Genomic DNA, 26,813 nt, shown 5'->3' with positions numbered 1-26,813 from the left:
CTTCAGACCTCCGCATACAGGCGGCCGCGATTGAAAATCCCCTGCGGATCGAGTTGCGCCTTGAGCTGACGGTGGTAACGCAGCAAGGGAGCGGACAGGGGCTGGAACGGCGAGTCGCAGTGGCCGGCGCTGAAGCAGCTGGCGTGTCCGCCATGGGCGCTCACCAGCTGGCGAATCCGCTGCGCGTCGGCATCGGACTTCAGCCAGCGCTGGGCGCCACCCCAGTCGAGTAGCTGAGTGCCCGGCAATGCCAGCACACCGGTATTGTTCGGCAATGACACGCGCCACAATGCCTGCGGTTCAGCAAAGAACGCCAGACGCTGTTGGTTGAGATCGTCCCAGTAGCCGTCTTCGAGCGGTTCGCCACCCAGGCGCTCGCGGGCTGCCGCCACGGAACCCTCGCCTCCTTCCAGGCGCAGGCGCAACCGCTTGCCATCATGGCAGGCAGCGCTGAGGGGGAGCGGCTGCTGGCCCCACTCGGCCAGCCTGCGCAAGGCCATATCGGCGTCCATCTCCAGGATCAAGCCGAGCCGGTGCCGCGGCTTGGGCAGCACTTTCAGGGAAATCTCGGTGATCACCCCCAGGCAACCGAAACTGCCTGCCAGCAAACGCGACAGGTCATAGCCGGCGACGTTCTTCATCACTTCGCCACCAAAGCGCAGATGCTTGCCCTGGCCGGTGATCAGCCGGGTACCCAGCACCAGGTCGCGCACGGCGCCGGCCCAGGGCCGCCGAGGCCCGGACAGCCCCGCAGCGAGCATGCCGCCCAGGGTGGCGCCTGCCGCCGCATAGGGCGGCTCGCAGGTGAGCATCTGCCCGGCCTCGTCCAGTACCGCCTGCACCTCGCTCAGCGGCGTGCCGGCGCGAGCGGTGATCACCAGCTCGGTCGGGTCATAGCTGATGATGCCGCGGTGAATCCGGGTATCGAGCAGCTCACCGTCGACCTGGCGACCGAGGAACGCCTTGCTGCCCCCGCCCTGGATGCGCAGTGGCGTCTGCCTGTCGAGGGCGTGCTGAACCTGCTCCAGCAGCACGCCGCTGGCGTCCATCGAACTGTGCATGTTCATCAGAAACGCTCCAGTTCAGGGAAGGGCAACTGGCCATGATGCACATGCAGCGAGCCGAATTCGGCGCAGCGGTGCAGGGTCGGAATGTTCTTGCCCGGATTGAGCAGACCGCGGGGATCGAAGGCTGCCTTCACGGCATGGAACAGAGTCAGCTCGTCACTGTTGAACTGCGCGCACATCTGGTTGATCTTCTCGCGCCCCACGCCATGCTCACCGGTGATGCTGCCGCCGACCTTGACGCAGAGTTCGAGAATCCGGCTGCCGATGGCCTCGGCGCGCTCCAGCTCACCGGGCTGGTTGGCATCGAAGAGAATCAGCGGGTGCATGTTGCCGTCACCGGCATGGAACACGTTGGCCACGCGCAGACCGTATTCTTCGGAGAGCTGGGCGATGCCCCTGAGCACACCGGGCAATTCGCGCCGAGGAATGGTGCCGTCCATGCAGTAGTAGTCGGGCGAGATGCGTCCCACCGCAGGGAAGGCGTTCTTGCGTCCGGCCCAGAACCTCGCCCGCTCCGCTTCGTCGCGGGCCTGGCGAACCTCGGTCGCGCCAGCGGCAGCGAGCACCGCCTTCACCCGCTCGCAGTCGTCATGCACATCGGCTTCGACGCCATCGAGCTCGCACAGCAGGATGGCTTCTGCATCCACCGGATAACCGGCGTGGATGAAGTCCTCCGCGGCGCGGATCGCCAGGTTGTCCATCATCTCCAGCCCCCCGGGGATGATGCCCGCGGCAATGATGTCCGCCACCGCGCACCCCGCCTTTTCCACCGAGTCGAAGCTGGCCAGCAGCACCTTGGCCATCTGTGGCTTGGGCAGCAACTTGACCGTTACCTCGGTGACGATACCGAGCAAACCCTCGGAACCGGTGAACAGCGCCAGCAGGTCGAAACCCGGCGCGTCCAGCGAGTCGGCCCCCAGGGTCATGCGCTCACCTTCGACCGTGAGGATTTCCACCTTGAGCAGGTTGTGCACGGTGAGCCCATACTTCAGGCAATGCACACCACCGGCGTTTTCCGCGACGTTGCCGCCAATGGAGCAGGCAATCTGCGAGGACGGATCCGGCGCGTAGTACAGACCGAATGGCGCCGCTGCCTGGGAAATCGCCAGGTTGCGCACGCCCGGCTGAACGCGGGCCAGGCGTGCAGCCGGATCGATATCGAGAATCCGCTTGAAGCGCGCCATCACCAACAGGATGCCCTTCTCCAGCGGTAACGCGCCTCCCGACAGGCCGGTGCCCGCGCCACGCGCCACCACGGGCACGCCTAGCCGATGACAGAGCTTGAGCAGGACTTCGACCTGTTCGACATGCTCGGGCAACACCACCAGCAGCGGCGTGCTGCGGTAGACCGAGAGGCCGTCGCATTCATAGGGTTTGAGATCTTCCGCGGCGTGCAGCACCGTCAGGTCAGGCAGCAGCGCCTGCAGTTCAGCCAGCAGGGCCGTTCGGTCGACGTCAGGCAGGACGCCATCGACGCGCTCGTCATATTCAATGCTCATGGCAGGGCTCATTCAGGCAACGTTGTTATTGTTTTGTGCAGCCCATGACCGTGGCGGCTGCTTGCTTGCGCCTGAAGGTGTAGCCCGTGCCCTACCTGACGTCCATCGATCAGGGAACTGGTCGTACCAGTTTATGGATATCTCTTTTCGTCCACGGAACGATTAAGACGCTGTGAATCAAGGGTTATGGTTCTATATTCATCTTTATCCATAAGCGCATTCACAGCTGGTACGACCAGTTAATGGAGCAGCCCAAATGAACCCGAAACAACCGGAGGTACGCCGCCAGGTCAGCGATGCCGTGGCGCAACGCATCGAGCGCCTGATTGTCGACGGCGTACTCAAGGCCGGCCAGCCACTGCCTTCGGAACGACGCCTGTGCGAGAAACTGGGCATCTCCCGTTCGGCCTTGCGCGAGGGCCTGCAGGTGTTGCGCGGGCGCGGCATCATCGCTACCACCCATGGGCGCGACTCGCGGGTCGCCAATCTCTCCGGGTCGCAGGATGCCAGCCCACTGATGCATCTGTTCAGCTCGCAGCCGCGTACCCTCTTCGACCTGCTGGAAGTGCGCGCCCTGCTGGAGTCCGAGTCAGCACGCCTGGCGGCCCTGCGCGGTACCGACGCCGACTTCATCCTGCTGACCCGCCGCTACGAGGAAATGCTCGCCGCCCACGGCCAAACGGACATCGATGCCTACGAACAGGCACGCCTTGACCATGCTTTCCACCTGGCCATCTGCGATGCCTCGCACAACCCGGTGTTGCTGTTCACGCTGAAATCCCTGACCGACCTGATGCTCAATTCGGTATTCGCCTCGGTCAACAATCTCTATCACCGCCCCGCGCAGAAACGCCAGATCGACCGCCAGCACGCCCGCCTGTACCACGCGGTGATCAACCGCCTGCCCGAGCAGGCGCAACGTGCCGCGCGCCAGCACATCTACAGCATCCGCGACAATTTCCAGGAGATCGAGCAGGAGGAGCAACGCCTGGTGCGCGCCACCATGCGCCTGGAGGGCTGGGCCTAGAGCGGCGTGCTAGACTCGCGCACCCCATGCATCACGATGATTTGCTGCCGTGCCCGACAACCTGCCACCCCCACACTGGCTGAACGCTGCACAACTGCCGGAACCCGGCGACCAGAAGCGCGACTGGCTGTTCAACGAAGACTCGCTGACCCGGCGGCTGACGGCGCTGTCCGACAATGGCTTCAGCGTCATGCCGCTGAACGAAGGCTGGCAGACGCTGCGCAGCGACGAGTGCGCGGCCCTCGATGTCACTGCAGACAGCCAGGGCTGGGTACGCGAGGTATATCTGTGCGGGCACGGCCAACCCTGGGTGTTCGCCCGCAGCGTTGCGGCGCGCGGTGCCCTGCAGAACTCGGGAATGGAACTGCAGCACCTGGGCAGTCGCTCGCTCGGCGAACTGCTGTTCAGCGATCGGGCCTTCGACCGCGGCGCCCTGCAGGTCTGCCGCTACCCGGCTGCCTGGCTACCGGCGGATCGCCGCAGCGAGGCGTTATGGGGCCGCCGTTCGTGTTTCCGTCGCGGCGCGCTGGGTGTGCTGGTGGCCGAAGTCTTCCTGCCCGACTTCTGGCAGGCCGTCACCGACCGAGCAGGCATGCCATAACCAGTCCGTATAATCGGCGCAACCCGCCAGGAGACACGTTCGATGTACACCCGCCTGCTGCAATCGCTCAACCGCCTGCACCCGCGCGCCTGGGACTTCGTGCAACTGACGCGCATGGACAAGCCTATCGGCATCTACCTGCTGCTCTGGCCGACGCTGTGGGCGCTGTGGATCGCCGCAGAAGGTGTACCGAGCCTCAAGAACCTGGTGATCTTCGTGGTCGGGGTGATCCTGATGCGCGCGGCGGGCTGCGTGATCAATGACTACGCCGACCGTAATTTCGACGGCCATGTCAGCCGTACCAAGGCACGGCCGCTGGCCAGTGGCCGGGTGAGCGCGCGCGAGGCACTGGTGCTGTTCGCCGTGCTGGTGGCGCTGAGCTTCGGCCTGGTGCTGCTGACCAACGCCACCACCGTCTGGCTGTCGTTCGGCGCCCTGGGCGTGGCGGCGCTGTACCCCTTCATGAAGCGCTACACCTACTACCCGCAGGTGGTGCTCGGTGCCGCCTTCTCCTGGGGCATGCCGATGGCCTTTACCGCCGAGACCGGCAGCCTGCCGGTGGCGGCCTGGCTGCTGTTTCTGGCCAATGTGATCTGGACGGTGGGCTACGACACCTACTACGCCATGGCCGACCGCGAGGACGACCTTAAGATCGGTGTGAAATCCACCGCCATCCTGTTCGGCGATGCCGATCGGGTGATCATCCTCAGTTTGCAGGGCATGACCCTGCTGTGCCTGCTGCTGGCCGGCGCGCGCTTCGAGCTGGGCCTGTACTTCCACCTCGGTCTGCTGGCCGCCGCCGCCTGTTTCGTCTGGGAGTTTCACATGACCCGTGGGCGCGAGCCGATGGTCTGCTTCCAGGCATTCCTGCACAACCACTGGGCCGGCCTGGCGATATTCATCGGGATCGTCCTCGACTACGCTGTTCGCACCTGACGGGTTAATATCGCGCAGTCATCAGAATCCGACACAAGGCTTGGCATGGAAAGCCAAGATATTGGCAGCGCTTGGGCCAACCCGGGAATGCAGATATGACGCCGGAACATCTGACAGGTTTGCTGCGTGACGGCGAAGGCCTGACCGTCGAGTTCAAGCGCGCCCGCGAGGCGTTGAACCGCGATGTGTACGAGACCATCTGCGCCTTTCTCAACCAGCGCGGCGGCACCCTGGTTCTGGGCACGGCGGACGATGGCAGCATTACCGGTATCGCCCCCGAGGCGGTAACGCAAATCCGCAAGGATTTGGTCAATACCCTGCACAACTCGCAGAAGATCAACCCGCCAATGCCGTTGGTTCCAGAACAACTGGAGCTGGACGGGCAGATCCTGCTGGTGCTCAGCGTGCCGGAAAGCTCCCAGGTGCATAGCTGCAGCAACCGGGTGTTCATCCGCAACGAGGACGGCGATTTCGATATCACCGGCCATGGCCAGTTGCTGAGCGAGCTGTATCTGCGCAAACAGGTCGGCTATAGCGAAAATCGTGTTTTCCCGTATATCCGCCTGGATGACCTGCGCAGCGATCTTATCGAGCGCGTGCGGCACAACGTGCGTCTGCAGCGCAGCGGTCACGCCTGGGCCGAGCTGGACGATCTGGAGCTATTGAAAAGCGCGCGACTGTACCAACGCGATTACCAGACCGGGGCGGAAGGCATCTCCATGGCCGGCGCCCTGCTGTTCGGCCGCGACGAACTAGTGCTGGGTGTGGTGCCGCACCACCGCACCGACGCCATCCTGCGGGTGCATGACCTCGACCGTTACGACGACCGCGACGATATCCGCACCAACCTGCTGGAAAGCTACGACCGACTGATGGCTTTCGTCGGCAAGCACGTCGCCGATCCCTTCTACCTGGAAGGCGATCAGCGCATCAGCCTGCGCGAGCGCATCTTTCGCGAGGTGGTGGCCAACCTGCTGATCCACCGCGAGTATCTCAACCCCTTCCCGGCCAAACTGATTATCCAGCGCGACCGGATCACCACCGAGAACAGCAATAACCCGCACGGCCTGGGCCTGCTGCGCCCGGACGACTTCACCCCGTCGCCGAAGAATCCGGCCATCGCCCGGGTGTTCCGTGAAATGCAATGGGCCGAGGAGCTGGGCTCCGGCGTGCGCAACCTGTTCAAGTACGCCCGCGCTTTCGGCGGGCAAGATCCACGCCTCAGTGAGGAGTCGATCTTCCGCGTGACCGTGATGCTGCCGCAGGCCACCTTGCCCGCCCCGACACTGGAGGCAACCCTGATACAGCCAGAGTCACAGCCAGAGTCACAGCCAGAGTCACAGCCAGAGTCGCTGGAAACCAGGGTGCTGCGTCGCCTGCTCGGTGGTGCTTCGAGCAAGGCGGCACTGTCCCACGCGCTGGGGCAGAAAAGCATCTCCGGGACGCTCAACCAGGCGGTACGCCAACTCCTGGCCGCCGGCCTTATCGAGTACACCCTGCCGGCCAAGCCCAACAGTCGGCTACAGCAATATCGCCTGACGCCCGCCGGGCAGGCGCATCTGAATCAGCAGGACAATTGAGTGCCGAGCACCAATACCCATATCTGTACCACCCTGTTCGAGGTGCCGGCAGAGCTGGGCTACGCAGGTCTTGCCGCGCACCTGTCATATCGCTGCAATAATTCCGTTATCTAATGCGCCGCATGACAGTTGAATGAACCGAGGCTCGATCCATGGTTGGCAAGAACATCCTGATCGTCGATGACGAAGCACCAATCCGCGAAATGATCGTGGTGGCGCTGGAAATGGCCGGTTACGAGTGCCTGGAAGCGGAAAATACCCAGCAGGCCCACGCCATCATCGTCGACCGCAAACCCGATCTGATCCTGCTCGACTGGATGCTGCCCGGAACCAGCGGCATCGAGCTGGCGCGGCGCCTCAAGCGCGACGAGCTGACCGGAGATATCCCGATCATCATGCTCACCGCCAAGGGCGAAGAGGACAACAAGATCCAGGGTCTGGAAGTCGGTGCCGATGACTACATCACCAAGCCCTTCTCGCCCCGCGAGCTGGTCGCCCGCCTGAAAGCCGTACTGCGCCGTGCTGGCCCCAGCGACAGCGAAGGCCCTATCGAAGTGGGCGGGCTGCTACTCGATCCGATCAGCCACCGCGTGACCATCGATGGCAGGCCGGCGGAAATGGGCCCGACCGAATACCGCCTGCTGCAGTTCTTCATGACTCACCAGGAACGCGCCTACACGCGCGGCCAGTTGCTCGACCAGGTGTGGGGCGGCAACGTCTACGTGGAAGAGCGCACTGTCGACGTGCATATCCGCCGTCTGCGCAAGGCACTCGGCGAAGCCTACGAAAACCTGGTGCAGACGGTGCGCGGCACCGGTTATCGTTTCTCCACCAAGGGCTGACCGGCAGCCTGGAGCGCAACATGACAGGGACATGCTGGCGGATGAACGAAACGTGACGAGCCATTGGCGTGGCGCCATAACCCGCCGTTTGTTGCTGCTGATCGCAGCCTGCCTGATGGTGGGCCTGATCAGCGGCCACTATGCCTGGGCGCTGGCCTTGGGGCTGGCCATCCACCTGGCGTGGACACTCAGCCAACTGCTGCGCCTGCACGCCTGGCTCAAGGATCACCAACCCGATGAGCCGCCGCCCGACGGCTACGGTTTGTGGGGCGAGGTGTTCGACAGCATCTATCACCTGCAGCGCCGCAACCAGCGTGCCCGTGGCCGCCTGCAAGCAGTCATCGACCGCGTCCAGGAATCCACCGCGGCCCTGCGCGATGCGGTGATCATGCTCGACAGCAACGGCAACCTGGAATGGTGGAACAAGGCTTCGGAAACCCTGCTGGGCCTGAAAACGCCCCAGGACAGCGGCCAGTCCATCACCAACCTGGTGCGTGATCCGCGCTTCAAGGAATACTTCGAGCGTGGCAATTACCTCGAACCGCTCGATCTGCCCTCGCCGGTCAACCCGCGCAAGCAGCTGCAGTTGAACATCACCCGCTACGGCAATCGGGAACACCTGATGCTGGTGCGCGACGTGACCCGTTTGCACCAGCTGGAACAGATGCGCAAGGATTTCGTGGCCAACGTATCCCACGAACTGCGCACGCCGCTCACGGTGATTTCCGGCTACCTGGAAACCCTGCAGGACAACGTGGACGAGATCAATCCACGCTGGCGCCGTGCCTTGCAGCAGATGCAGCAGCAGGGCTCGCGCATGCAGGGCCTGCTCAACGATCTGCTGCTGCTGGCCAAGCTGGAAGCCACCGACTATCCGTCCGACAACCAGCCGGTGGCGGTCGATCTGTTGCTGCTGTCGATCAAGACCGATGCCCAGGCACTGTCCGCCGAACGCAACCACCGCATCAGCCTGGAAGCCGACCCCCAGCTCAAACTCAAGGGCAGCGAATCGGAGCTGCGCAGCGCCTTTTCCAACCTGGTGTTCAACGCGGTCAAATACACCCCGGCCGAGGGCGAGATCCGCATCCGCTGGTGGCAAAACGAACAGGGCGCCCACCTCTCGGTGCAGGACAGCGGCCCGGGTATCGAGGCCAAACACCTGCCGCGCCTGACCGAACGCTTCTATCGGGTGGACTCCAGCCGCGCCAGCAATACCGGCGGTACCGGCCTGGGCCTGGCCATCGTCAAGCACGTGTTGCTGCGTCATCGCGGCAAGCTGGATATCACCAGCGTCGTCGGCAAGGGCAGCCTGTTCATCTGCCATTTCCCGGCCACCCAGATAGCGCACCGCGTTTAGACCTATTGCAAAGCACCGTCCCAGGCCCCACCCTTTAGCAATATCTGGTCACACGAACTCCCCATGGATCCCTCTACGAGCGTCTCTTTCTCCACCTATTTCGCCGATTTCGGCCTCGTGCTGTTCGCCCTGTTCCTGGTGCTACTCAACGGCTTTTTCGTCGCCGCCGAGTTCGCCATGGTCAAGCTGCGGGCCACCAAGGTCGAAGCCCTGGCCCAGGAGAATGGCTGGCGCGGACACATCCTGCGCACCGTGCACAACCAGCTCGATGCCTACCTGTCGGCCTGCCAGTTGGGCATTACCCTGGCCTCTCTCGGCCTTGGCTGGGTCGGTGAACCTGCCTTCGCCCACCTGCTCGAACCGCTGCTGACCTCGATCGGCATCGAGTCGCCGAAGCTGATTCACGGCATCGCCTTCTTCACCGCCTTCTTCATCATTTCCTACCTGCACATCGTGGTCGGCGAGCTGGCGCCCAAATCCTGGGCGATTCGCAAGCCGGAGCTGCTATCGTTGTGGACGGCGGTGCCGCTGTACCTGTTCTACTGGGCCATGTACCCGGCGATCTTCCTGCTCAACGCCAGCGCCAACGCCATCCTGCGTATCGCCGGCCAGGGCGAGCCGGGCACCCACCACGATCACCATTACAGCCGCGACGAGCTCAAGCTGATCCTGCACTCCAGCCGCGCCAGCGACCCGACCGATCAGGACATGCGCGTACTCGCCTCGGCCGTGGAACTGAGCGAACTGGAAGTGGTGGATTGGGCCAACTCCCGTGAAGACCTGGTCTATCTGGAGCTCAATGCTTCGCTGGACGAAGTGTTCAGCGTGTTCCGCCGTCACAAGTACAGCCGCTACCCGATCTACGACGAAGCCGCCGGCGAGTTCGTCGGCGTGCTGCACATCAAGGATCTGCTGCTGCACCTGTCGCAGCTGGAAATGCTGCCCTCGACCCTGCGCCTGAGCGAGCTGATGCACCCGCTGGAAAAGGTCAACCGCAACCTGCCGCTGTCCGAACTGCTCGAAGAGTTCCGCAAGGGCGGCGCGCACTTCGCTCTGGTCGAGGAAGCCGACGGCAAGGTCATCGGCTACCTGACCATGGAGGACGTGCTCGAAGCCCTGGTCGGTGATATCCAGGACGAGCACCGCAAGGCCGAACGCGGCATCCTCGCCTACCAGCCGGGCAAGCTGCTGGTGCGCGGCGACACGCCGCTGTTCAAGCTGGAGCGCCTGCTCGGCGTCGACCTCGACCACATCGAGGCGGAAACCCTCGCCGGCCTGATCTACGAAACCCTCAAGCGCGTTCCCGAGGAAGAGGAATCTCTGGAAGTCGCCGGCCTGCGCCTGATCGTCAAGAAGATGAAAGGCCCGAAGATCGTCCTGGCCAAGGTCATCAAACTGGACGCCTGAACCACCCGGCTCAGCCCTCCTTAGCCGGCACCGGCCGCGCTGCCTGGCCGTCGTAATCCCAGATGAACTGACGCGGGATCGGCCCCTTGTTGCGCCCGCCCTGCTGGGTCTGCTCCCAGGCGTGAGCGAGGATGCCCACCGAACGCGAGAGGCAGAACAGCCCCCGCGCCAGCGGTGCCGGAAAGCCCAGCTCGGCGTAGATCACCGCGGTGGCACCGTCGATGTTCATCGGAATGCGCTTACCCTTGCGGGCCTGCAGCCGCTCTTCGATGCCCCGCGCGATCTGCGCGAAACGCCCACCGACCACGCCCTCGGCGGCAGCCTTGTCGACCGCCGCCAACAGCGGCGCCGAACGCGGATCGACAGGATGGAAGCGATGGCCGAAGCCGGGGATGAACTTGCCATTGGCCGCGATGAAGGCATCGAGGGCGGCATCGGTGGCCTGTTCCTGGGCGTCGCCGGCCTCCATCCGCGCGGCGATGTCCAGGTACAACCCGACAGCCTGCTCACCGGCACCACCATGCACGTCGCCAAGCACGTTCAGCGCCGACGCCATGGCGCTGTTGAGGCCGACGCCGCAGGTCGTGGCCATGCGCGCGATGGCGATACTCGGTGCCTGCGGGCCGTGGTCGACAGCCGACATCAACGCGGTTTCCAGCAGGCGGCCCTGGGCGACGCTGGGCAGCTCGCCACGCAGCATCAGCCAGATCATCTGCGCGAAACCGACATTGCCGATCAGTTCTTCGATGGCGTAACCGCGGTAGCGGATCTCGCCCGGCTGCATCTGGATAATGGAGGTCGTCCACCATTGTTCGCTCAGGCGGCGTCCGTCGTTGGCGTCGGTCATAGTGCGTGCTCCTCGCGCAGGCTGTGTATCTGCTCATCGCTGTAGCCGAGTTCGGCCAGGATGCTGTCGGTGTGTTCACCGAGCTGCGGCGGCGGTGTGCTCACCGACGGCGCCTGGTGGTTGATCTTGATACCGGTACGCAGCAGGCTGACCGGGCGCTCGACACCAGGCACCCGCTCGAAGTGGGCAATCATGCCGCGGTCACGAATCTGTGGATGCTCGAGCACCTCAGGCACCTGGTACACCGGCCCGGACGGCACGCCCGCCGCCACCAACAAGGCCCACCATTCGTCCGCCGGGCGGGTCGACAACGCCTCCTCCAGCAGCCGGGTCAGCTCATCACGGTGCTGCAGGCGAGCCTGGCGCTTGGCGAAACGCGGATCGGCGATCAGCTCCTCGCGCCCCACGACCCGGCACACCGCCTCGAACTGTTCCTGTTTGTTGGCGGCGATATTCAGCGGCCCGCTGGCCGTGCGGAAGGTGCCCGACGGGCTAGCGGTGACGTTGTCGTTGCCCATCGGCTGAGGTACACGACCGGCGACCAGGAAGTTCGACACCGCCCAGCCCATGGTGGCCAGGGACGCTTCGAGCATGGAAATATCGAGGAAGCAGCCTTCGCTGCGCTGACGGTCGGCCAGCACACTGGTAATGGCGAAGGCGGCGGTGATGCCACCGACGGTATCGGAGATCGGATAACCCACCCGATACGGCGCGTTTTCCGGCGCGCCGGTGATGCTCATCACCCCGGACATGCCCTGGATGATCTGATCGTAGGCCGGTAAATCGTGCAACGGGCCATCCTGGCCGAAACCGGAAATGGCGCAATAGATCAGCTTGGGATTGACCGCCTTGAGCGTTTCGTAGCCCAGCCCCAGGCGCGTCATCACACCGGGGCGGAAGTTTTCCACCAGCACGTCGGCGCTGGCGACCAGCTTGAGGAATACCTCTCGGGCCTCGGCGTTCTTCAGATTCAGGGTCAGTGAACGCTTGCCGGGGTTCTGCGCCAGGAAGGAAACACCCATGAATTTCTGGTTGAGCTCGGCATCGGCTCCCAGTTGGCGGGCCAGGTCGCCGCTGCCGGGCACCTCGACCTTGATCACGTCAGCACCCATATGGGCCAGTTGATGGCAGCAGAATGGACCGGCCAGTACGTTGGTCAGATCCAGCACACGAATGTCTTTCAGTGGGCTGATCATGCTGACGAGCTCCTTATTTTGAGAGATTTTATTCTACTAGATAGAACATCTTTCTATTATATAGAATATCGCCTCGCTTTCAACGCATCGCTGCGGTTCGTCCCATCAGCTGGATTAGAATGGCCGGATTCGCCCGCACAGGAATGCCCCATGACCAAGAATCGAGTCGAAGCCGTCGACCGCGCCCTGTCGATCGTCGGCGCCTTCGCCAATGGCCCGAGCCGCCTCAACCTGCGTGACCTGGCCGAGAAGACCGGCCTGTACAAGAGCACCATCCTGCGCCTGTGCGGTTCGCTGGAGCACTTCGGTTACCTGGTGCGCGACGAGCACGGCGCCTTTCGCCTGGGCCCGACCATCGGCCAGCTCGGTTCGCTGTATCGCCGTGAACTTGGCGACCTGATCCGACCGTCGCTGCGACAGTTGGCCGAGGAGCTCAACGAGACGGCGTCCTTCTATGTGCGCGAGGGAGATGTGCGGGTCTGCCTGCTGCGGCAGAACTCCAACCAGGAAATCCGCCATCACCTGGAGGAAGGCGTGCGCCTGCCGCTGCAGCGCGGCGCTGCCGGCCAGGTACTGCTGGCCTTTGCCGGCGAGCAGGGCGAGGTGATGGATCTGATTCGCCAGCGCGGTTATCACCTGTCGCTTGGGGAGCGAGCGCCGGACGTGGCAGCCATCGCGGTGCCGTTGTGCCTGCCCGATGGTTCGTTGCGCGGCGCGCTGTCGGTGTCCGGCCTCAAGAGCCGTTTCGACGAGGCTTTCCAGGCACGGGCCGTAGAGCGCCTGAAGGAAGAGGCGACCCGCCTGACTCGGCAGATCGCCAACGAGTGATGCGGTTCAGGCGTGTGCGCTGGCCAACTCACGCTCCTCATCGAGCATCCGCAGATCGGCGCTGGCAATCACCAGGCCATCGCGCAGCGCCTGCTGGCACAAGCGGTCTTCGCGTTCTCCCGGCATCAGCACTTCATCGAAGCCTTCCGCCAGAGGCGAGGCCTTGGCCCGGCCAACCAGCTCGTCCATCTTGCTCGCGTAGTCGGCAGCCGGTTGGAACAGGTCGGTACGGAACACCAGGAAGGTGTGCCCGACATTCTGCGGTGCGCTGAAATCGCTGTTCTGGTTGCGTACCTCGCCACCGAACGCCGCCCCCGACATAACCCCGGCCAAGGCTTCCATCAGCAGCGCCATGCCCGAGCCCTTGGGCCCGGCCATTGGCAGCACCACGCCCTTGATCGCCTGCTCGGCATCGGTGGTCGAGCGCCCTTCGCTGTCCAGCGCCCAGCCTTCCGGGATCGGTTCACCCAGGCGCGCAGCCCGGCGCAGCTTGCCGAACGCCACCACCGAGGTGGCCATATCCAGTTTCAACGGCGTAGCGCCCCCCGGCATGCCGAGGGCGAACGGGCTGGTGCCGAGAAACGGACTGCGCCCGCCCCACACGGGCATCAAGGGTGGCGCATTGGTCAGCACCATGGCTCCGAGCCCCTGATCGATGGCCATCTGCAGGTAGCAGGCAGACATGCCGAAATGGTTACTGTTGGAGGCCAGCACCAGGCTCACGCCATGGCGAGTGGCACGCTCGATCGCCACCTGCATGGCGCGGTGCGCAACCACGTAGCCCATGCCGTTGTCGCCGTCGACATGGGCAGTGGCACCTTCATCACCACTGACCCGCAGGTTCGGCTCGGCATTCACCAGGCCCAGACGCAGGCGCCTGGTGTATACCGGGATGCGGCCGATACCGTGGGAAGCCACACCCCGCGCCTCGGCTTCGACCAGGCAATGGGCGATGAAAGCGGCATGTTCCCGGGGAACATAACCGGCGAAGATTTCCGTCACGCGGGCGAGCAGCTGCGCGTGTCCGATGCAGTGGGATGCAGACACCATGGGTCACCAGTATCAGGTTGAGTGAAGGCCGACACCTTGCCGGCCACGGGATCGGCTATTCGGCCAGGCCGAACTCGGCGGCTAGTTGGCGGTAACGCTCGACTTCCTTGTCGACGTACTCGCTCAGCTCGTCGCCAGCAAGGTAGAAGGGAAACAGGTCACTACGCCGCACCAGGCGTTCGAAGTCATCGGTCTTGGCCAGCGCATCGAAGGACGATTTCCACCAGTCATAATCCTCCGGCTTGACCTGCGGCCCGGTGTACACCCCACGGATCATCGGCCAACTGACGTCGTAACCCTGCTCCCTGGCCGTGGGGATCGAGGCCAGCTTGTCGCCCATACGCTCGTCGGCGAGCACCGCCAGCACCCGCACATCACCGGACTCGACGTAGTTGGCGGCCACGCTGATATCGGTGCTGATGACCTGTACGTGGCCGCCGAGCAACGCCGTGAATACATCGCCCATGGCATCGAAACCGACATAGCGCAGCTCACGCGGATTGACCTGCGCCTCGCGCATCAGCAACGCCGCCTGCATCCATAACTGGCTACCGACCGTACCATTGCCGCCAACCGCCAGGCCCTTGGGATCCTTGCGCAGATCGGCCAGCAGATCCTCCAGGGTCTGATACGGCGAGTCGGCGCGTACCACGATGGCCCCGTAGGTGGCGCCCAGCGCGGCCAGCCACTTCACGTCATGCTGGTCGTACTGGCCGAATTTGCCCTGGGCGATGTTGAGTAGCGAGCCGCTGGAGAACACGGTGATCATGTCACCCGCGCTCGGCTTCTGCGCCACCACCATGTTGTAGGCCACCGCGCCGATACCGCCCGGCATGTACACCACGCGCATGGGTTTCTTCAGCATGCCCTGATCCTTCAGGCCAATCTGCGCCAGCTTGCAGGTCATGTCGAAACCGCCGCCCGGCTTGGACGGCGCGACGCATTCCGGGCGTCGCGGTTCGGCATGGGCCAGGCCGGTACCGACCAGCAGCGCGGCCACGATCAGGGTTCTCGAAAGACGAGTGAACATGGGGATTCTCCATTGTTTTTATTGGGACGGAGCGGTGCAGCGGCAGAGCGATGACGTCAGACCGGGCAGCCCTTGGTGCGCAACAGCGCGTTGAAACGTTCCGGATCGGCATTGCCCTGCTGGTTGGTCAGGCGGATGCGCGCCTCCTTGTCGGCATGAGCGCGCACTTCGGGCAGCAGGCTGTGCAGGCGTGCAGCGGGAATCGCCACCACGCCATCGGCATCGCCGAGAATCAGGTCGCCCGGCGCCACCATCAGACCGGCGCAGGACACCGGCACGTTGACTTCACCCGGCCCCTCCTTGCTCGGCCCACGATGCACATGGCCCAGGGCGTAGACCGGGATCTCGCCTTCGGCCCACTCGGCCACGTCGCGAATCACGCCGTTGACCACGAAACCGCCGAGGCGCTTGGTCAGCGCCGAGGTGCGCATCAGGCCGCCGATCACCGCCTGGCTCAGGTCACCCGCGCCGTCGATGACGATCACATCGCCTGGCTCGGCCATGAGCATGGCCTTGTGGATCATCAGGTTGTCGCCGGGGCGCACGCGCACGGTCACCGCCGGCCCGCACATCACCATATCCAGCGAGCCGTGGTAGGCGCGCAGGCCGAGACCGCCGACCGTACGGCCCATGCAGTCACTGGCATGGGCGACCGGCACCCGGCGAAAGGCCTCGACCAGCTCGCGGTCGGGCGACGCGGCACGTGGATTGACGGCGAAGCCGGCGGGCCAGGCAGGGGTAGCGTGACTCATGATACGAACTCCTCTTGGGGCAATACATGGGGGTTGATGCAGGCGCTGCGCTGCGGCGACTCGCCGTTCAGCCAGGCGAGCACGTGACGGGCCGCGCCCGCCGCCATGGCGGCCAGGGCATCGGGCGTGGAGCCACCGATATGCGGCGTCATGACCACATGGGGATGAGCGAACAGCGGGTTATCGGGAAGCAGGGGCTCCTGGCAGAAGGTATCGAGGCCGGCAGCGGCGACCTGACCACTGGCCAGCGCATCGAGCAGCGCCGCCTCGTCGATCAGCTCGCCACGGGCGGTATTGATCACCAGCGCAGCGGGCCGCAGGCGTGCCAGCTGCGCCCGTCCGAGCATGCCGCGGGTCGCCGCCGTCAGCGGACAGTGCAGGCTGAGCACGTGACAGTCGGGCAGTAACGCATCCAGCGAATCGCGAACCGCCACGCCAGCCACCGGGCTGACGCCGCCCAGGCCAGGGTCGAAGGCCTGCACGCGCATGTCCAGCGCCAAGGCCACCCGCGCCACGCGCTGGCCGATCTGACCGAAGCCGACCAGGCCCAGGGTACGCCCGGCCAGTTGCTGGCCATCACCCGCACGCAGCCATTGCCCGGCCCGCAGGTCGCGGTCGAAGCGGGCGATACGCCGTGCCGCAGCCAGCATCAGGCCAATGCTCAGCTCGGCCACCGACTGGGCGTTGGCCGCCGGCGTGACGAATACCGGAATACCACGCGCGGTGGCGGCCTCGACATCGATGTTGCTTACCCCGACGCCGTGCTTGGCGATCACTTTCAGGCTCGGGCACTGCGCGATGGCCGCCGCGTCCAGCTGCATGGTGCGGGAAATGATGGCGTCCACCGGTTCGCTGGCCAGCAACCTGGCGATTGCGGTGGAATCGTTCTGATCGGAGACGAACAACAGCCGGCAGCCGGCCTGCTCGAGAAGATCGATACCGGCCGCCGAGAGCTTCGGTGCCGTGATGAGAATGGTATGAGGCATGCGCCGCGCCCTGTTGTTATTGGCTGGGTGGATTATTGACAGGCAAAATGATGAAGTCTATTTTCCATTTTTAATCAAACAATAACTTTGGATCATCAATGGATTTACGTGACCTGCGCTACTTCGAGGCCATCGCCGACCACCAGAACATGCGCCAGGCCGCGGAACGCCTGCATGTCACCCAACCGGCCCTGACCAAGTGCATTCATCGTCTGGAGGAGCAGCTCGATGCCGAACTGTTCGAGCGGGTCGGCCGCGGAATCCGCCTGACCGCGGTCGGCCAGGTGCTGTTGGCCCGCGCCCGTTACCTGCGCAACGCCATGGAGGAAACCCGCCGCGAGGTACGCGACTTCGCCCAGGGCATCGCCGGACACGTGCGCATCGGCGCGGCAGCGACCGTGGCCCAGCACCTGCTGCCGGATCTGTGTCGCGAGCTGCTGATCCAGGCGCCGCAGGTCACCCTGGAGATCGTCATCGGCATGAACGACGTGCTGCGCGAGTCACTGCGCAGCGGCCAACTCGACCTGATCGTCGGCCCACTGCCGGACAACGAGGAGTTCGCCGCGCAGCCCATCGTCGAGGACGAGGTGGTGGTGATCGCGCCGCGCAGCCATCCCCTGACCCGCGGCAAGATCAGTCTGCAACAGCTGTGCAACTATCGCTGGGTGCTGCCAGCCCCCACCGTGGCGACCCGCCACTGGCTCGACCGCACCTTCGAACTGAACGGCCTGGCCAAGCCCAACGTGCAGATCGAAACCAACTCGATCATTCTGCTGCCGCGCCTGATCGCCGAAACCGAACTGCTCAGTTTCATTTCCCGGCGCAACCTGGGGCCGGGCAGAGCCGGTGACGCGCTGGTGGAACTGCCATTGGCGAAAACCACCATGCACCGGCGTTTCGGCACCCTGTACCGGCGCGACGGCTACCTGTCACCGGCGGCGCAGCACCTGCTCGGCCTGCTCAGCCAGCGCGGCGCGCAGATCCTCGACGGGCCGCATTGAGCGAACGATGGCTCATTCCGCCAGACCGAATTCCTTGGCCAGTTGCCGGTATTCGGCGACCTGGCGTTTCACGTAGGCATCCAGCTCGTCCCCTGCCATGGCCAGTGGATAGAGATCACGGCGCTCCACCTGCTGGCTGAACTCGGCCGAGGCGAACAGACGATCGAACGCAGCCCGCCACCAGGCGAATGCCTCATCGCTGACCTCCGGGCCCATGTAGAAACCACGGATGACCGGCCAGGAAACGTCGTAGCCCTGCTCCTTCGCGGTCGGAATATCGCTCAGCTTGCCCGGCAGGCGCTCGTCGGCGAGCACCGCCAGTACCCGCAGCGTGCCGGCCTCGATCTGCCCGGCCACTTCACTGGTGGCGCCGAAGACCACCTCGATATGACCGCCCATCAACGCCGTGTAATGGGTGGCCCCTCCTTCGAACGGCACATAACGCAACGCCCTGGCGTCCACCCCGATCTCTCGCGCCAGCAATGCCGCGCGCATCCAGCCGTGGCTGCCGACCGTACCGCCAGCGCCCATCGGCACCGCCCCCGGATCCTGCTTCAACGCCGTGGCCAGGTCGTCGAGGGTCTTGAAGCGCGAGTCGGCGCGCACCGCCACCAGGCCATAGTCCACACCCAGGGCTGCCAGCCACCTCACCGCGCTCTCGTCGAAGCGACCGAATTTGCCTTGTGCCAGGTTCATCAGCGAGCCGCTGGAGAACACCGTGACCAGACCTGGATCGGCTTTCTTCTGCCCGGCGATCACGTTGTAGGCCACGGCACCGAGGCCGCCCGGCATATAGGTCACGCGCATCGGACTGTTGAGCAGTTTCTGCTCGTTCAAACCGCCCTGCAGCAGCTTGCAGGTGATGTCGAAGCCACCCCCCGGACTGCTCGGCGCGATGCATTCGGGGCGCCGCGGCTCATCGGCCTGGGCGCCGACAACGACCAGCGAAAAGGACAGGGCCAGCAGGAAAGCGGGACATTTCATATCTATCACCTTGTTGTTTTTGTAGGTTGAGTGCGCGTCCTGCACGATCGATTCATCCCTGTCGCGACGACGACCAGCGTCGCCAGAGGCGAAACACGCGCTCGGCGAGAAACACCACCAGCACGAAACGCAGTACCTGGATGGCGGTCACCAGCGCCACCGACTGATTGAGGGCCTCGGCGGTCAGGCTCAGTTCGCTGATGCCGCCGGGCATCATGCCCAGCATGGTCGCGGCCACCGGCAGGCCGCCGAGCTGCGCCAGGCACCAGGCCAGGCCACTGGCGCCGAGCACCATCAATGCGGTGAACGCCAGCACGCGCAGCAGGAAGGCCGGCGCCGAGCGGAAGAACGGGCGATCGAAGTAGCTGCCCAGCGAGCAGCCCATCAGCCATTGCCCCGCCTCGCCGAGCCCGGGCGGCAGGCCGATATGCAGATCCATCCACACCGCGCAGGTGGCGCAGACCAGCAGCGGCCCGAGCATCCACGGGTTGGGCTGGTGCAGGCGTTGCCAGGCCCAGGCCACCAGGGCGCCGAGCGGCAGCAGCAGAGCCAGCCAGCGCCAGTCCACCGCTGCCGGAGCCGGCGCGCTCGGCGCGGGGATACCCAGGGTGAACAGCGCCGGGATGCACAGCACGATCAGCACCATGCGCAGGCTCTGCCCGGCGGCCACCCTATCCAGTTGGCCAGCGCCGTGGCGTGCCGCCAGGTTGATCATTTCACTGGCACCACCGGGCATGCTGGCGAAGTACGCCGTGACCGGGTCGTTGCCGCCACGGCGAAAGATCACCACGCCGATCACCGACAGCAGCAGCGTGGCCAAGGCGCAGAGCAGGATCACCAGCGCATGACTGCCGATCTGCTCCACCACCTCGCGGGTGAAGTGCAGGCCCAGGCCGGTGGAGATCAGCCACTGCCCGCACTTGCGCCCGTTGGGGATGTCCTCGATGCGCCAGCCACTGCAGCGCACCAGGATGACCGCCAGCATGGCGCCGACGATCCACGGCAACGGCCAGCCGACCAGGCTTGCCAGCCAGCCGCCGAGCAGGCCGACGAAGGGCGTGGCGTACCAGCGCGATCCGCGCATGCCGTTACTCGGCCGCAGCCAGGGCGCGGCGTACCTCGCGGCGACGACGCAGGGTTCGCCAGATCGGGAACAGGATCATCCCGGCGATCAGCACCCAGACCACCCAGGTGATCGGGCTGGAAAACAGAATGCCCAGATCGCCATTGGAGATCGACAGCGCCCGGCGCAGGTTCTGCTCCATCAGCCCGCCGAGAATGAAGCCGAGCAGGATCGCCGACAGCGGGAAATCCATCTTGCGCAGGATGTAGCCGACCACACCGATGGCGATCATCAGGTACAGGTCGAAGGTGGTGGCGTGCACCGCATAGACGCCGATCGAGGTGATGATGGCGATCACCGGTACCAGCGCCCAGTACGGTACGGCGAGGATCTTGGTGAAGATCTTGATCATCGGTACGTTGATCACGATCAGCATCAGGTTGGCGACGAACAGCGAGGCGATCAGGCCCCAGACGATGTCCGGCTGGTTCTGGAACAGCAGCGGGCCCGGGGTGATGTTGTACAGGGTCAGGGCGCCGAGCATCACCGCGGTGGTGCCGGAGCCGGGCACGCCGAGGGTCAGCATCGGCACCATGGAACCGCAGGCCGAGGCGCTGTTGGCGGTTTCCGGAGCGGCCAGGCCGCGCAGGTCACCCTCACCGAACTTATTGTCCTTCACCGCCAGGCGCTTCTCGGCCATGTACGCCACGGCGCTGGCCAGGGTCGCGCCGGCACCAGGCAGGATGCCGAGGAAGAAGCCCAGGGCACCGGTGCGCAGGTTGGTCGCCAAAACCTGCGCGCCCTCCTTGAAGTTGAACAGCATGCGCCCGCCAGCCTTGATGGCCTTCTGGCCATTGTGCGTGCGCTCGAGCAACACGAGGATCTCGCTGACCGAGAACAGGCCAAGTACCAGCACCACGAACTGGATGCCATCGGCCAGGCCGAGGCTGCCGAAGGTGAAGCGGTACACGCCACTGTTGGAGTCGATGCCGATGCACGACAGCAGCAGGCCGATCAGCGCGGCGATGGCGGTCTTCATCGGCTTGTTGCCGGCCATGCCGGCCAGGCAGACGATGGCGAAGACCATCAGCACGAAGTACTCCGCCGGGCCGAAGGCGACCGCCCAACTGGCCAGCAGCGGGGCGAAGATCACCACGCCGCAGGTGGCCATCAGGCCGCCGACGAATGAGCTCCAGGCGGAGATCGACAGCGCTACGCCCGCCTTGCCCTGACGCGCCAGCGGGTAGCCGTCGAGGGTGGTCATCACGGCCGAGGCTTCGCCGGGAATGTTCAGCAGGATCGAGGAGATACGGCCGCCGTATTCGCAGCCCAGGTATACGGCAGCGAGCAGGATCAGCGCGCTCTCCGGCGGCAGGCCAAGGGCGAAGGCGATCGGGATCAGCAGCGCCACGCCGTTGATCGGGCCCAGGCCCGGCAACAGGCCGACCACGGTGCCGATCAGGGTGCCGCACAGTGCGGTGAACAGGTTGTAAGGCGTGAGCGCAACGCCGAAGCCATGCCCCAGGTAGCTAAGAGTTTCCATCGATCAGATCTCCAGGAGTTCCAGAACGCCCAAGGGCAGGGGCACGTCGAGCGCGTAATCGAACAGCAGGTAGAGGCCGATCGAGGCGACCACGCCGATCACCGCGCATTGCCACCAACGGGCGCCATACAGGCGGGCGATGAACAAGCCGAACAGCGTGGTGCTGAGCACGAAGCCCAGGTTTTCGAACAGCGCGGCATACACCAGCAGCAGACCGACGCAGGTACAGACCTTGATCAGCATGGGCCGATCCAGCGGCACGTCTTCGTCGTGACCGGGCTGCGCAACCAGGGTGAGCGAAGCCGGTTTGAACAGCAGGTACAGCGCGCCGCCCATGATCAGCACCAGCAACAGCAGCGGATAGGCCCGCGGCCCGACCGGCTCGTAGGAAAACGGTGCCTGATAGCCCCAGGCGACGACGACCAGGCCGACGCAGATCGCCAGCAGGATCGCCCCGAAGATGCGTTGATACATGAAACTCCCCTCGCGGACGTGGCTCACGCGTTCCGCTGCAAGAAGGCCGCGCAGGCGGCCAGGTTCGCTGGTTACCAGATCGGCAGGCTGTAGCTGACGATCAGGCGGTGCTCGTCCGTGCCACGGGTGAAGTTGGCGCGGTGACTGGCATGGCGCCAGCGCACCCCGACGTTCTTCAGCGCACCGCTCTGTACCTTGTATTGCACGTCGATGTTGCGCTCCCACTCGCGACCGGTCTGGCTGCTGCCGGTGACCTGGGCATGGGAACCACTGACATAGCGGGTCATGAAGGTCAGCCCCGGTACGCCCAGGGCGCTGAAATCGTAGTCGTAGCGCGCCTGCCAGGAGCGTTCTTCGGCCTGGGCGAAATCGTTGAGCTGGAGGAAGTTGACCAGGTAGGGGTCGGAGCCGTCGATGTAGGCGAAACCGGTATCGCCGAACATGCGCTGGTAACCGGCACCGATGCTGTGTCCGGCCTGGCTGTAGGTGAGCATGCCATTGAGCGCGCGATTGTCGACCTCGCCACCGAGGGCGCGGCCCTGGTCGTCACTGATGGACAGGCGCAGGTCGGTCTTCAGCTCGCCCTCGCCCAGCGGCAGCGAATGCTGCAGGCCGAGGAAGTGCTGGTTGTACACATCGTCCAACTGACCGAAGTGGTAGCTGCCGGTCAGCGCCGGGGTGAAACGGTAGTCGGCGCCGGCGAAATCGAAATGTGCCGATTCCGCCGCACCACCGCTGAAACGGCGGTTCTTGTTGTTCAGCGCCAGGCGCTCGGAATGACTGGCCTCCCGCGCAGTGACCCGTTCCAGGCGACCGAGATTGAGGGTCAGACCCTCCAGCTCGTTGGCGGTCAGCTGCCCGCCGCGAAACACCTGCGGCAGGATGCGGCCATCGTTGGGCCGCACGGTGGGCAACCTGGGAATCAGCGTGCCGACCTTCAGCTCGCTCGCGGACACACGCACCTTGGCGGTCAGCCCGAGTTTGGAATACTCGTCCGCGGCGCGGCCGTCATCGTGAGTGGGCAACAGCCCGGTACCCGTGCGCCCGCGCCCCGAATCGAGCTTGAGGCCGAGCATGCCCAGGGCATCCACGCCGAAGCCCAGGGTGCCATCGGTATAGCCGGAACGCAGGTCGAGGATGAATCCCTGAGCCCACTCTTCGCGCTTGGACTGGCCGGCGCCATCGCGGAAGTCGCGGTTGAGGTAGAAATTGCGCAGATCCAGCCTGGCCGAGCTGTCCTCGACGAAAGCGGCCTGGCTCCCCAGGCTGCAAACCAGCAGAGGCAACGAAGTGCAGATTGCCGCAGCCAGCGGCGCGGAACGGAAAACGGGCATCGACTGCCTCCTTGTTGTTATCGAGTGATGCGTATGCAGCCGTCATCGGCCTGATGACGGCGAGGATGTTCGCGGCTGAGACCGATAGCGTCCATTACCGAATATTCATCATTCGATTCCCTTCGGAAATCGAATCAGCCAGCGTCGCCGTGGCCTCTCTTACTGCACCAGGCCAAAGTCGCTGGCCAGTTGCTTGTACTCGGCCACCTGCTTCTTCACGTACTCGCCCAGTTCTTCGCCGGTCATGGAGAAGGCGTACATTTCCCGCTGATCGCGCAGGCGGGTGAACTCTTCGGTCTGCATCAGCTTGTCGAAGGAGGCGAGCCACCAGGCGTAATCCTCATCCTTCACTTTCGGGCCCATGAAGAAGCCGCGAATCACCGGCCAGGAAACGTCATAGCCCTGCTCTTTTGCAGTGGGGATTTCAGCCAGCTTGCCGTCCAGACGTTCGTCAGCCAGTAGCGCCAGCACGCGCACATCACCCGCCTCGACATAAGGCGCGGCCACGGCGATATCGCCGCTGATCACCCCGACGTGTCCGCCGAGCAATGCGGTGAACACATCGCCATTGGTGTCGAAACCGACATAACGCAGCTTGCGCGGGTCGATGCCGCCTTCGCGGCTGAGCAACGCGGCCTGCATCCAGTGCTGGCTACCAACCGTGCCGGCTGCACCGAGCGGCGTGACGGCCGGGTTTTCCTTGAGGGCAGCGATCAGGTCGCCGAGATTCTGGTAGGGAGAATCCTTGCGTACGGCGATGACACCGTAACTGGCACCCACGGCGGCCAGCCAGCGCACATCACTCTCGTCATAACGACCGAACTTGCCCTGCGCCAGATTGAGCAGCGAACCGCTGGAGAAGGCCACGATAGCGCCGGCATCGGCAGGACGCTGCGCGACCATGGTGTTGTAGGCCACCGCACCGATGCCGCCAGGCATGTAGGTGACGCGCATCGGCGACTTGAGCAATTCGATGTCCTTGAGGCCGCTTTGCGCCAGCTTGCACGTCAGGTCGAACGCGCCACCCGGGCTGGAAGGCGCGATGCATTCCGGACGACGCGGCTCGGCCTGCAGGCTGCCCGCGATCAAAAGAACGCTCAGCCCGAGCGCGTAACGCTTACTCAAACGCAACATAGGAATTCCTCTTTGTTTTTATTGGCCATTGCAGTCTCGGAAGCCACAATAGTTCTACCTGACAGAACATCGTTCTGATTTATCGACAGATTAAGAAATAAAACGCTCGATGTCCACCATTCCTGGGCAAAAGGAGCGGATGTGCAGTGGGAAACAGGCGAGAAAAGTCATCAGCGTTCTGCGCAATGGAACGCAAGGGAGTGACGGCATATGGCAGAAGAGCAAGGATCTGGCAGGAAAAATATTGACCGATTGGTCATTTAACGGATGAAAAATACGAAGTCTTGTTCATTAAAAACAGACACTTGTGACCGTTTGTCGGGCTCTCCGAATCCTCGAGACCTGCGGCAGTCCACCGTGAGCTGGACGCTCTATATCGGTGCACACAGCATTCAATCGACTGTCTCAACACAGGATCTCGCCATGACGCTCAATGGATTAACCTCGAAAACCGCCCTCGCCCTCTGCCTCGCCGGCGCCTCCCACGCGTATGCCGATTCGATCACTGACCCGATCTCCACCATTGGCGTGATCGGATCGCACAACCAGTACAAGCAGAGCACCTTTGGCGAAAGCGACAAGGAACGTCTGAATCAGGGCGGCCTGTTCTACAATTTCGGCAACAAGCTGACCGGCCACGAAGGATTCATCTATCAGGCGGGCATCGAAGGCCAGTACCGTGAGAAGGACGACGACGAATACAAGTCGGCTCGCGCCGACATCGACCTGGGCCTGCGCGCCGCGCTGAGCACCAACAACTACATCGACTTCATCATCGGCGGTGGCTACGACTGGGGTCGTATCGAACAGGACGATGTCGGCCCGCTCGATACCAACGTCAAGCTGACCAGCAAAGCGCCCTTCGCCAAGGCCGGCGTTGGCTACAACTACCTGACGCCGGACTACACCGTCCGTCTCGAAGCCGGCGCACGCTATTCGCTCGACGCGGAAGCCGAGCTGAAAGTCAGCGGCGAAGGCAGCGATACCGTCGACCTGAAGGACAAGGCCAACCCCTACGCCGAACTGACCGTGCTGTGGAACAAGGGCATCAACAACCTGCCGATCAGCACCAGCCTGTACTACACCCGAACCAACTACAAAGTCGACAGCGACAGCGTGCTGGCCGAGAACAGCAAGCTCAAGCAGGAACAGGTAGGCCTGAAGGTCGGCCTGGCGTTCTGAGTAAAACGCGCGCATAGAGAATCGCCCGGCTTGCCGGGCGATTCTCGTTCGTCGGTTACCACGCCCGCTCTTAATCGTGGCGTGAGCCGATCATTCGGAGCGTCCCGCGATAACGAAACCCGGATTACGCCTGCGGCTAATCCAGGCTACAGGATCGTCTGCCAGACTACCGGACGCGAGTGGCGAGCTTGAAGTCATCTCGGTGGTGAGGGCGCAGGCCTTCTGCGGCGGGCGCCTGGTATACTTCGGCATCCCTAGGGTCTCATCGCTGGCGCAGCGCCCCGTGCGTTCTCCACGCTGCCTTCCATGCCGTAATCGCTTACTGACTCCATGTCGCTCAACATCGCCTCCATCAATATCGAACGCTCCAGACACCTGCCGCGAGTCGAGGCCTTCGTTAGTCGTGAACGCCCGGATCTGCTCTGCCTGCAGGAGCTTTGCGAGCGCGACATTCCGTTCTTCGAAGCCCTGATGGGCGGCCGCATGGCCTTCGCGCCAATGCTGCGCTATCCGGGTGAAGGCCCTGCAAATGTGGTCGGCGTCGGCATGATCGCCCGCGCAGAAGCATTGACGGACGTGGTCGCCGACTATTACTCAGGCAGCGCGCACAGCATTCGCGAAATAACCTTCTTCAGCACGCAAGGCCAACGCACTGCCGACCCGCTGAGCATCGCCGAAGTCATGCTGACTGCCACCGTCCGGGGCTTGCGTATCGCCGTCACCCATCTCAACGTGACCCCGCTCGGCACCTCCACGGCGTACCAGCGGGAGAGTGCCGGCAAGCTGATCCGTCTGGCCCAGGCGCAAGCGCAGCAGGCTGGCGACCTGCTGCTGGCAGGCGACTTCAACGCCCCGCGCGGCCGCGCCACCTTCGACCTGATCGCCGAGCACTTCATCGATGGCATACCGGCGCACTACACCAGCAGCATCGACGGCTCGCTACACCGCGCCGGAGACATTCCGTTCATGGTCGACGGGCTGTTCCACACGCCGGGCTACCGGCTTGAAAACGCCCGCCTGAGTACTGGCGTGTCCGACCATTGCGCTCTCGGTTGCCGCTTGAGCAAAGCCTGATGCACTGCTGTAGCGGCAC

Annotated in this window: 25 protein-coding genes; 11 read left to right on the top strand and 14 right to left on the bottom strand. The window is 64.2% G+C overall.

The features are described from left to right. Nucleotides 1-2: 2 nt before the first annotated feature. Together glcE and glcD are read right to left on the bottom strand one after the other, a co-directional pair. Nucleotides 3-1,067, bottom strand: a complete 1,065-nt coding sequence (gene glcE / locus DNK10_RS08865; protein WP_131191291.1) for a glycolate oxidase subunit GlcE — start codon at nucleotides 1,065-1,067, stop codon at nucleotides 3-5. Further along, on the bottom strand, nucleotides 1,067-2,566 hold the full coding sequence (glcD, locus tag DNK10_RS08860; RefSeq protein WP_131191290.1) for a glycolate oxidase subunit GlcD: 1,500 nt from the start codon (nucleotides 2,564-2,566) through the stop codon (nucleotides 1,067-1,069). Before glcD ends, glcE begins: the two co-directional genes overlap by 1 nt. 256 nt (nucleotides 2,567-2,822) lie before the next feature. Between glcD and glcC the strand changes: the two genes are divergently transcribed. The 7 genes from glcC to DNK10_RS08825 all read left to right on the top strand — a co-directional run bounded on the left by glcC (nucleotide 2,823) and on the right by DNK10_RS08825 (nucleotide 10,316). After that, entirely contained in the window at nucleotides 2,823-3,593 is a 771-nt protein-coding gene (gene glcC / locus DNK10_RS08855; protein ID WP_131191289.1) for a transcriptional regulator GlcC, read from the top strand. Between the two features lie 49 nt (nucleotides 3,594-3,642). Continuing rightward, nucleotides 3,643-4,194 (top strand): chorismate--pyruvate lyase family protein, encoded by a 552-nt coding sequence (locus tag DNK10_RS08850; RefSeq protein ID WP_131179968.1) that lies wholly within the window; start codon nucleotides 3,643-3,645, stop codon nucleotides 4,192-4,194. Between the two features lie 42 nt (nucleotides 4,195-4,236). Continuing rightward, nucleotides 4,237-5,130: a 4-hydroxybenzoate octaprenyltransferase gene (gene ubiA / locus DNK10_RS08845; protein WP_131191288.1), complete on the top strand. Its 894-nt coding sequence runs from the start codon at nucleotides 4,237-4,239 to the stop codon at nucleotides 5,128-5,130. Between the two features lie 95 nt (nucleotides 5,131-5,225). Continuing rightward, nucleotides 5,226-6,710 (top strand): RNA-binding domain-containing protein, encoded by a 1,485-nt coding sequence (locus DNK10_RS08840; RefSeq protein WP_131179966.1) that lies wholly within the window; start codon nucleotides 5,226-5,228, stop codon nucleotides 6,708-6,710. A 152-nt stretch (nucleotides 6,711-6,862) separates the two neighbouring features. After that, the gene (phoB, locus tag DNK10_RS08835) at nucleotides 6,863-7,552 is read left to right on the top strand and encodes a phosphate regulon transcriptional regulator PhoB (RefSeq protein WP_131175579.1); all 690 of its coding nucleotides are present in this window, start codon (nucleotides 6,863-6,865) and stop codon (nucleotides 7,550-7,552) included. A gap of 52 nt (nucleotides 7,553-7,604) precedes the next feature. Next, a complete protein-coding gene (gene phoR / locus DNK10_RS08830) occupies nucleotides 7,605-8,909 on the top strand; it encodes a phosphate regulon sensor histidine kinase PhoR (protein ID WP_131191287.1) in 1,305 nt (434 codons plus the stop codon). A gap of 63 nt (nucleotides 8,910-8,972) precedes the next feature. Then, nucleotides 8,973-10,316 (top strand): hemolysin family protein, encoded by a 1,344-nt coding sequence (locus DNK10_RS08825; RefSeq protein WP_131179964.1) that lies wholly within the window; start codon nucleotides 8,973-8,975, stop codon nucleotides 10,314-10,316. A gap of 10 nt (nucleotides 10,317-10,326) precedes the next feature. On the opposite strand, the gene DNK10_RS08820 is transcribed toward DNK10_RS08825, so the two are convergent. Together DNK10_RS08820 and DNK10_RS08815 are read right to left on the bottom strand one after the other, a co-directional pair. Then, nucleotides 10,327-11,163, bottom strand: a complete 837-nt coding sequence (locus DNK10_RS08820; RefSeq protein ID WP_131175576.1) for a citryl-CoA lyase — start codon at nucleotides 11,161-11,163, stop codon at nucleotides 10,327-10,329. Next, nucleotides 11,160-12,359, bottom strand: coding sequence for a CaiB/BaiF CoA transferase family protein (locus DNK10_RS08815; protein WP_131191286.1), 1,200 nt, complete (start codon nucleotides 12,357-12,359; stop codon nucleotides 11,160-11,162). The genes DNK10_RS08820 and DNK10_RS08815 overlap by 4 nt, the downstream gene beginning before the upstream one ends. A 150-nt stretch (nucleotides 12,360-12,509) precedes the next feature. Between DNK10_RS08815 and DNK10_RS08810 the strand changes: the two genes are divergently transcribed. Next, entirely contained in the window at nucleotides 12,510-13,187 is a 678-nt protein-coding gene (locus DNK10_RS08810) for an IclR family transcriptional regulator (RefSeq protein ID WP_131191285.1), read from the top strand. Between the two features lie 6 nt (nucleotides 13,188-13,193). Here DNK10_RS08810 and DNK10_RS08805 read toward each other — a convergent pair whose 3' ends face one another. From DNK10_RS08805 to DNK10_RS08790, 4 genes are read right to left on the bottom strand one after another with little or no spacing between them, the layout of a single operon-like run. Next, nucleotides 13,194-14,234, bottom strand: coding sequence for an Ldh family oxidoreductase (locus DNK10_RS08805; protein WP_208738800.1), 1,041 nt, complete (start codon nucleotides 14,232-14,234; stop codon nucleotides 13,194-13,196). 58 nt (nucleotides 14,235-14,292) lie between these two features. Continuing rightward, complete coding sequence (locus DNK10_RS08800) at nucleotides 14,293-15,267, bottom strand: Bug family tripartite tricarboxylate transporter substrate binding protein (RefSeq protein WP_131191283.1); 975 nt, start codon at nucleotides 15,265-15,267, stop codon at nucleotides 14,293-14,295. Nucleotides 15,268-15,323: 56 nt separating this feature from the next. Beyond that, nucleotides 15,324-16,019, bottom strand: coding sequence for an RraA family protein (locus DNK10_RS08795; RefSeq protein WP_131191282.1), 696 nt, complete (start codon nucleotides 16,017-16,019; stop codon nucleotides 15,324-15,326). Then, nucleotides 16,016-17,005: a hydroxyacid dehydrogenase gene (locus DNK10_RS08790; RefSeq protein WP_131191281.1), complete on the bottom strand. Its 990-nt coding sequence runs from the start codon at nucleotides 17,003-17,005 to the stop codon at nucleotides 16,016-16,018. The genes DNK10_RS08795 and DNK10_RS08790 overlap by 4 nt, the downstream gene beginning before the upstream one ends. 98 nt (nucleotides 17,006-17,103) lie before the next feature. Here DNK10_RS08790 and DNK10_RS08785 point away from each other — a divergent pair, with 98 nt between their 5' ends. Next, nucleotides 17,104-18,006 carry a LysR family transcriptional regulator gene (locus DNK10_RS08785; protein ID WP_131179956.1) on the top strand — a complete coding sequence of 301 codons (903 nt, stop codon included), beginning with the start codon at nucleotides 17,104-17,106 and terminating at the stop codon, nucleotides 18,004-18,006. 12 nt (nucleotides 18,007-18,018) lie between these two features. On the opposite strand, the gene DNK10_RS08780 is transcribed toward DNK10_RS08785, so the two are convergent. From DNK10_RS08780 to DNK10_RS08755, 6 genes are all read right to left on the bottom strand, one after another. Beyond that, nucleotides 18,019-18,990 (bottom strand): Bug family tripartite tricarboxylate transporter substrate binding protein, encoded by a 972-nt coding sequence (locus tag DNK10_RS08780; RefSeq protein WP_131191280.1) that lies wholly within the window; start codon nucleotides 18,988-18,990, stop codon nucleotides 18,019-18,021. Nucleotides 18,991-19,042: 52 nt separating this feature from the next. After that, nucleotides 19,043-20,074 carry an AbrB family transcriptional regulator gene (locus DNK10_RS08775; protein ID WP_131191279.1) on the bottom strand — a complete coding sequence of 344 codons (1,032 nt, stop codon included), beginning with the start codon at nucleotides 20,072-20,074 and terminating at the stop codon, nucleotides 19,043-19,045. Between the two features lie 4 nt (nucleotides 20,075-20,078). Beyond that, nucleotides 20,079-21,596 carry a tripartite tricarboxylate transporter permease gene (locus tag DNK10_RS08770; RefSeq protein WP_131191278.1) on the bottom strand — a complete coding sequence of 506 codons (1,518 nt, stop codon included), beginning with the start codon at nucleotides 21,594-21,596 and terminating at the stop codon, nucleotides 20,079-20,081. 3 nt (nucleotides 21,597-21,599) lie between these two features. Beyond that, nucleotides 21,600-22,070: a tripartite tricarboxylate transporter TctB family protein gene (locus DNK10_RS08765; RefSeq protein ID WP_131175569.1), complete on the bottom strand. Its 471-nt coding sequence runs from the start codon at nucleotides 22,068-22,070 to the stop codon at nucleotides 21,600-21,602. Between the two features lie 71 nt (nucleotides 22,071-22,141). Beyond that, nucleotides 22,142-23,404, bottom strand: a complete 1,263-nt coding sequence (locus tag DNK10_RS08760; protein ID WP_131191277.1) for an OprD family porin — start codon at nucleotides 23,402-23,404, stop codon at nucleotides 22,142-22,144. A gap of 159 nt (nucleotides 23,405-23,563) precedes the next feature. Next, nucleotides 23,564-24,538 carry a Bug family tripartite tricarboxylate transporter substrate binding protein gene (locus DNK10_RS08755; protein WP_131191276.1) on the bottom strand — a complete coding sequence of 325 codons (975 nt, stop codon included), beginning with the start codon at nucleotides 24,536-24,538 and terminating at the stop codon, nucleotides 23,564-23,566. Nucleotides 24,539-24,961: 423 nt separating this feature from the next. Here DNK10_RS08755 and DNK10_RS08750 point away from each other — a divergent pair, with 423 nt between their 5' ends. Both DNK10_RS08750 and DNK10_RS08745 read left to right on the top strand, forming a co-directional pair. Next, the gene (locus DNK10_RS08750) at nucleotides 24,962-25,720 is read left to right on the top strand and encodes a porin family protein (protein ID WP_131191275.1); all 759 of its coding nucleotides are present in this window, start codon (nucleotides 24,962-24,964) and stop codon (nucleotides 25,718-25,720) included. Nucleotides 25,721-26,050: 330 nt separating this feature from the next. Next, on the top strand, nucleotides 26,051-26,794 hold the full coding sequence (locus tag DNK10_RS08745) for an endonuclease/exonuclease/phosphatase family protein (protein WP_131191274.1): 744 nt from the start codon (nucleotides 26,051-26,053) through the stop codon (nucleotides 26,792-26,794). Nucleotides 26,795-26,813: the final 19 nt, after the last annotated feature.

This window comes from Phytopseudomonas daroniae, from assembly GCF_004327275.1.
GTDB lineage: Bacteria > Pseudomonadota > Gammaproteobacteria > Pseudomonadales > Pseudomonadaceae > Aquipseudomonas > Aquipseudomonas daroniae.
The sequence above is the reverse complement of the archived record's forward strand: the minus strand, read 5'-3'. Positions and strand labels throughout refer to the sequence as shown.

Coding starts and splice junctions, on each gene's coding strand:
- DNK10_RS08760 (WP_131191277.1), bottom strand. CDS start 23,404: ATGCCCGTTTTCCGTTCCGCGCCGCTGGCTGCGGCAATCTGCACTTCG.
- DNK10_RS08815 (WP_131191286.1), bottom strand. CDS start 12,359: ATGATCAGCCCACTGAAAGACATTCGTGTGCTGGATCTGACCAACGTA.
- glcC (WP_131191289.1), top strand. CDS start 2,823: ATGAACCCGAAACAACCGGAGGTACGCCGCCAGGTCAGCGATGCCGTG.
- phoB (WP_131175579.1), top strand. CDS start 6,863: ATGGTTGGCAAGAACATCCTGATCGTCGATGACGAAGCACCAATCCGC.
- DNK10_RS08750 (WP_131191275.1), top strand. CDS start 24,962: ATGACGCTCAATGGATTAACCTCGAAAACCGCCCTCGCCCTCTGCCTC.
- DNK10_RS08785 (WP_131179956.1), top strand. CDS start 17,104: ATGGATTTACGTGACCTGCGCTACTTCGAGGCCATCGCCGACCACCAG.
- DNK10_RS08790 (WP_131191281.1), bottom strand. CDS start 17,005: ATGCCTCATACCATTCTCATCACGGCACCGAAGCTCTCGGCGGCCGGT.
- DNK10_RS08745 (WP_131191274.1), top strand. CDS start 26,051: ATGTCGCTCAACATCGCCTCCATCAATATCGAACGCTCCAGACACCTG.
- DNK10_RS08840 (WP_131179966.1), top strand. CDS start 5,226: ATGACGCCGGAACATCTGACAGGTTTGCTGCGTGACGGCGAAGGCCTG.
- DNK10_RS08795 (WP_131191282.1), bottom strand. CDS start 16,019: ATGAGTCACGCTACCCCTGCCTGGCCCGCCGGCTTCGCCGTCAATCCA.
- DNK10_RS08765 (WP_131175569.1), bottom strand. CDS start 22,070: ATGTATCAACGCATCTTCGGGGCGATCCTGCTGGCGATCTGCGTCGGC.
- DNK10_RS08820 (WP_131175576.1), bottom strand. CDS start 11,163: ATGACCGACGCCAACGACGGACGCCGCCTGAGCGAACAATGGTGGACG.
- DNK10_RS08780 (WP_131191280.1), bottom strand. CDS start 18,990: ATGAAATGTCCCGCTTTCCTGCTGGCCCTGTCCTTTTCGCTGGTCGTT.
- DNK10_RS08775 (WP_131191279.1), bottom strand. CDS start 20,074: ATGCGCGGATCGCGCTGGTACGCCACGCCCTTCGTCGGCCTGCTCGGC.
- DNK10_RS08800 (WP_131191283.1), bottom strand. CDS start 15,267: ATGTTCACTCGTCTTTCGAGAACCCTGATCGTGGCCGCGCTGCTGGTC.
- ubiA (WP_131191288.1), top strand. CDS start 4,237: ATGTACACCCGCCTGCTGCAATCGCTCAACCGCCTGCACCCGCGCGCC.
- DNK10_RS08770 (WP_131191278.1), bottom strand. CDS start 21,596: ATGGAAACTCTTAGCTACCTGGGGCATGGCTTCGGCGTTGCGCTCACG.
- DNK10_RS08755 (WP_131191276.1), bottom strand. CDS start 24,538: ATGTTGCGTTTGAGTAAGCGTTACGCGCTCGGGCTGAGCGTTCTTTTG.
- DNK10_RS08810 (WP_131191285.1), top strand. CDS start 12,510: ATGACCAAGAATCGAGTCGAAGCCGTCGACCGCGCCCTGTCGATCGTC.
- glcD (WP_131191290.1), bottom strand. CDS start 2,566: ATGAGCATTGAATATGACGAGCGCGTCGATGGCGTCCTGCCTGACGTC.
- DNK10_RS08825 (WP_131179964.1), top strand. CDS start 8,973: ATGGATCCCTCTACGAGCGTCTCTTTCTCCACCTATTTCGCCGATTTC.
- glcE (WP_131191291.1), bottom strand. CDS start 1,067: ATGAACATGCACAGTTCGATGGACGCCAGCGGCGTGCTGCTGGAGCAG.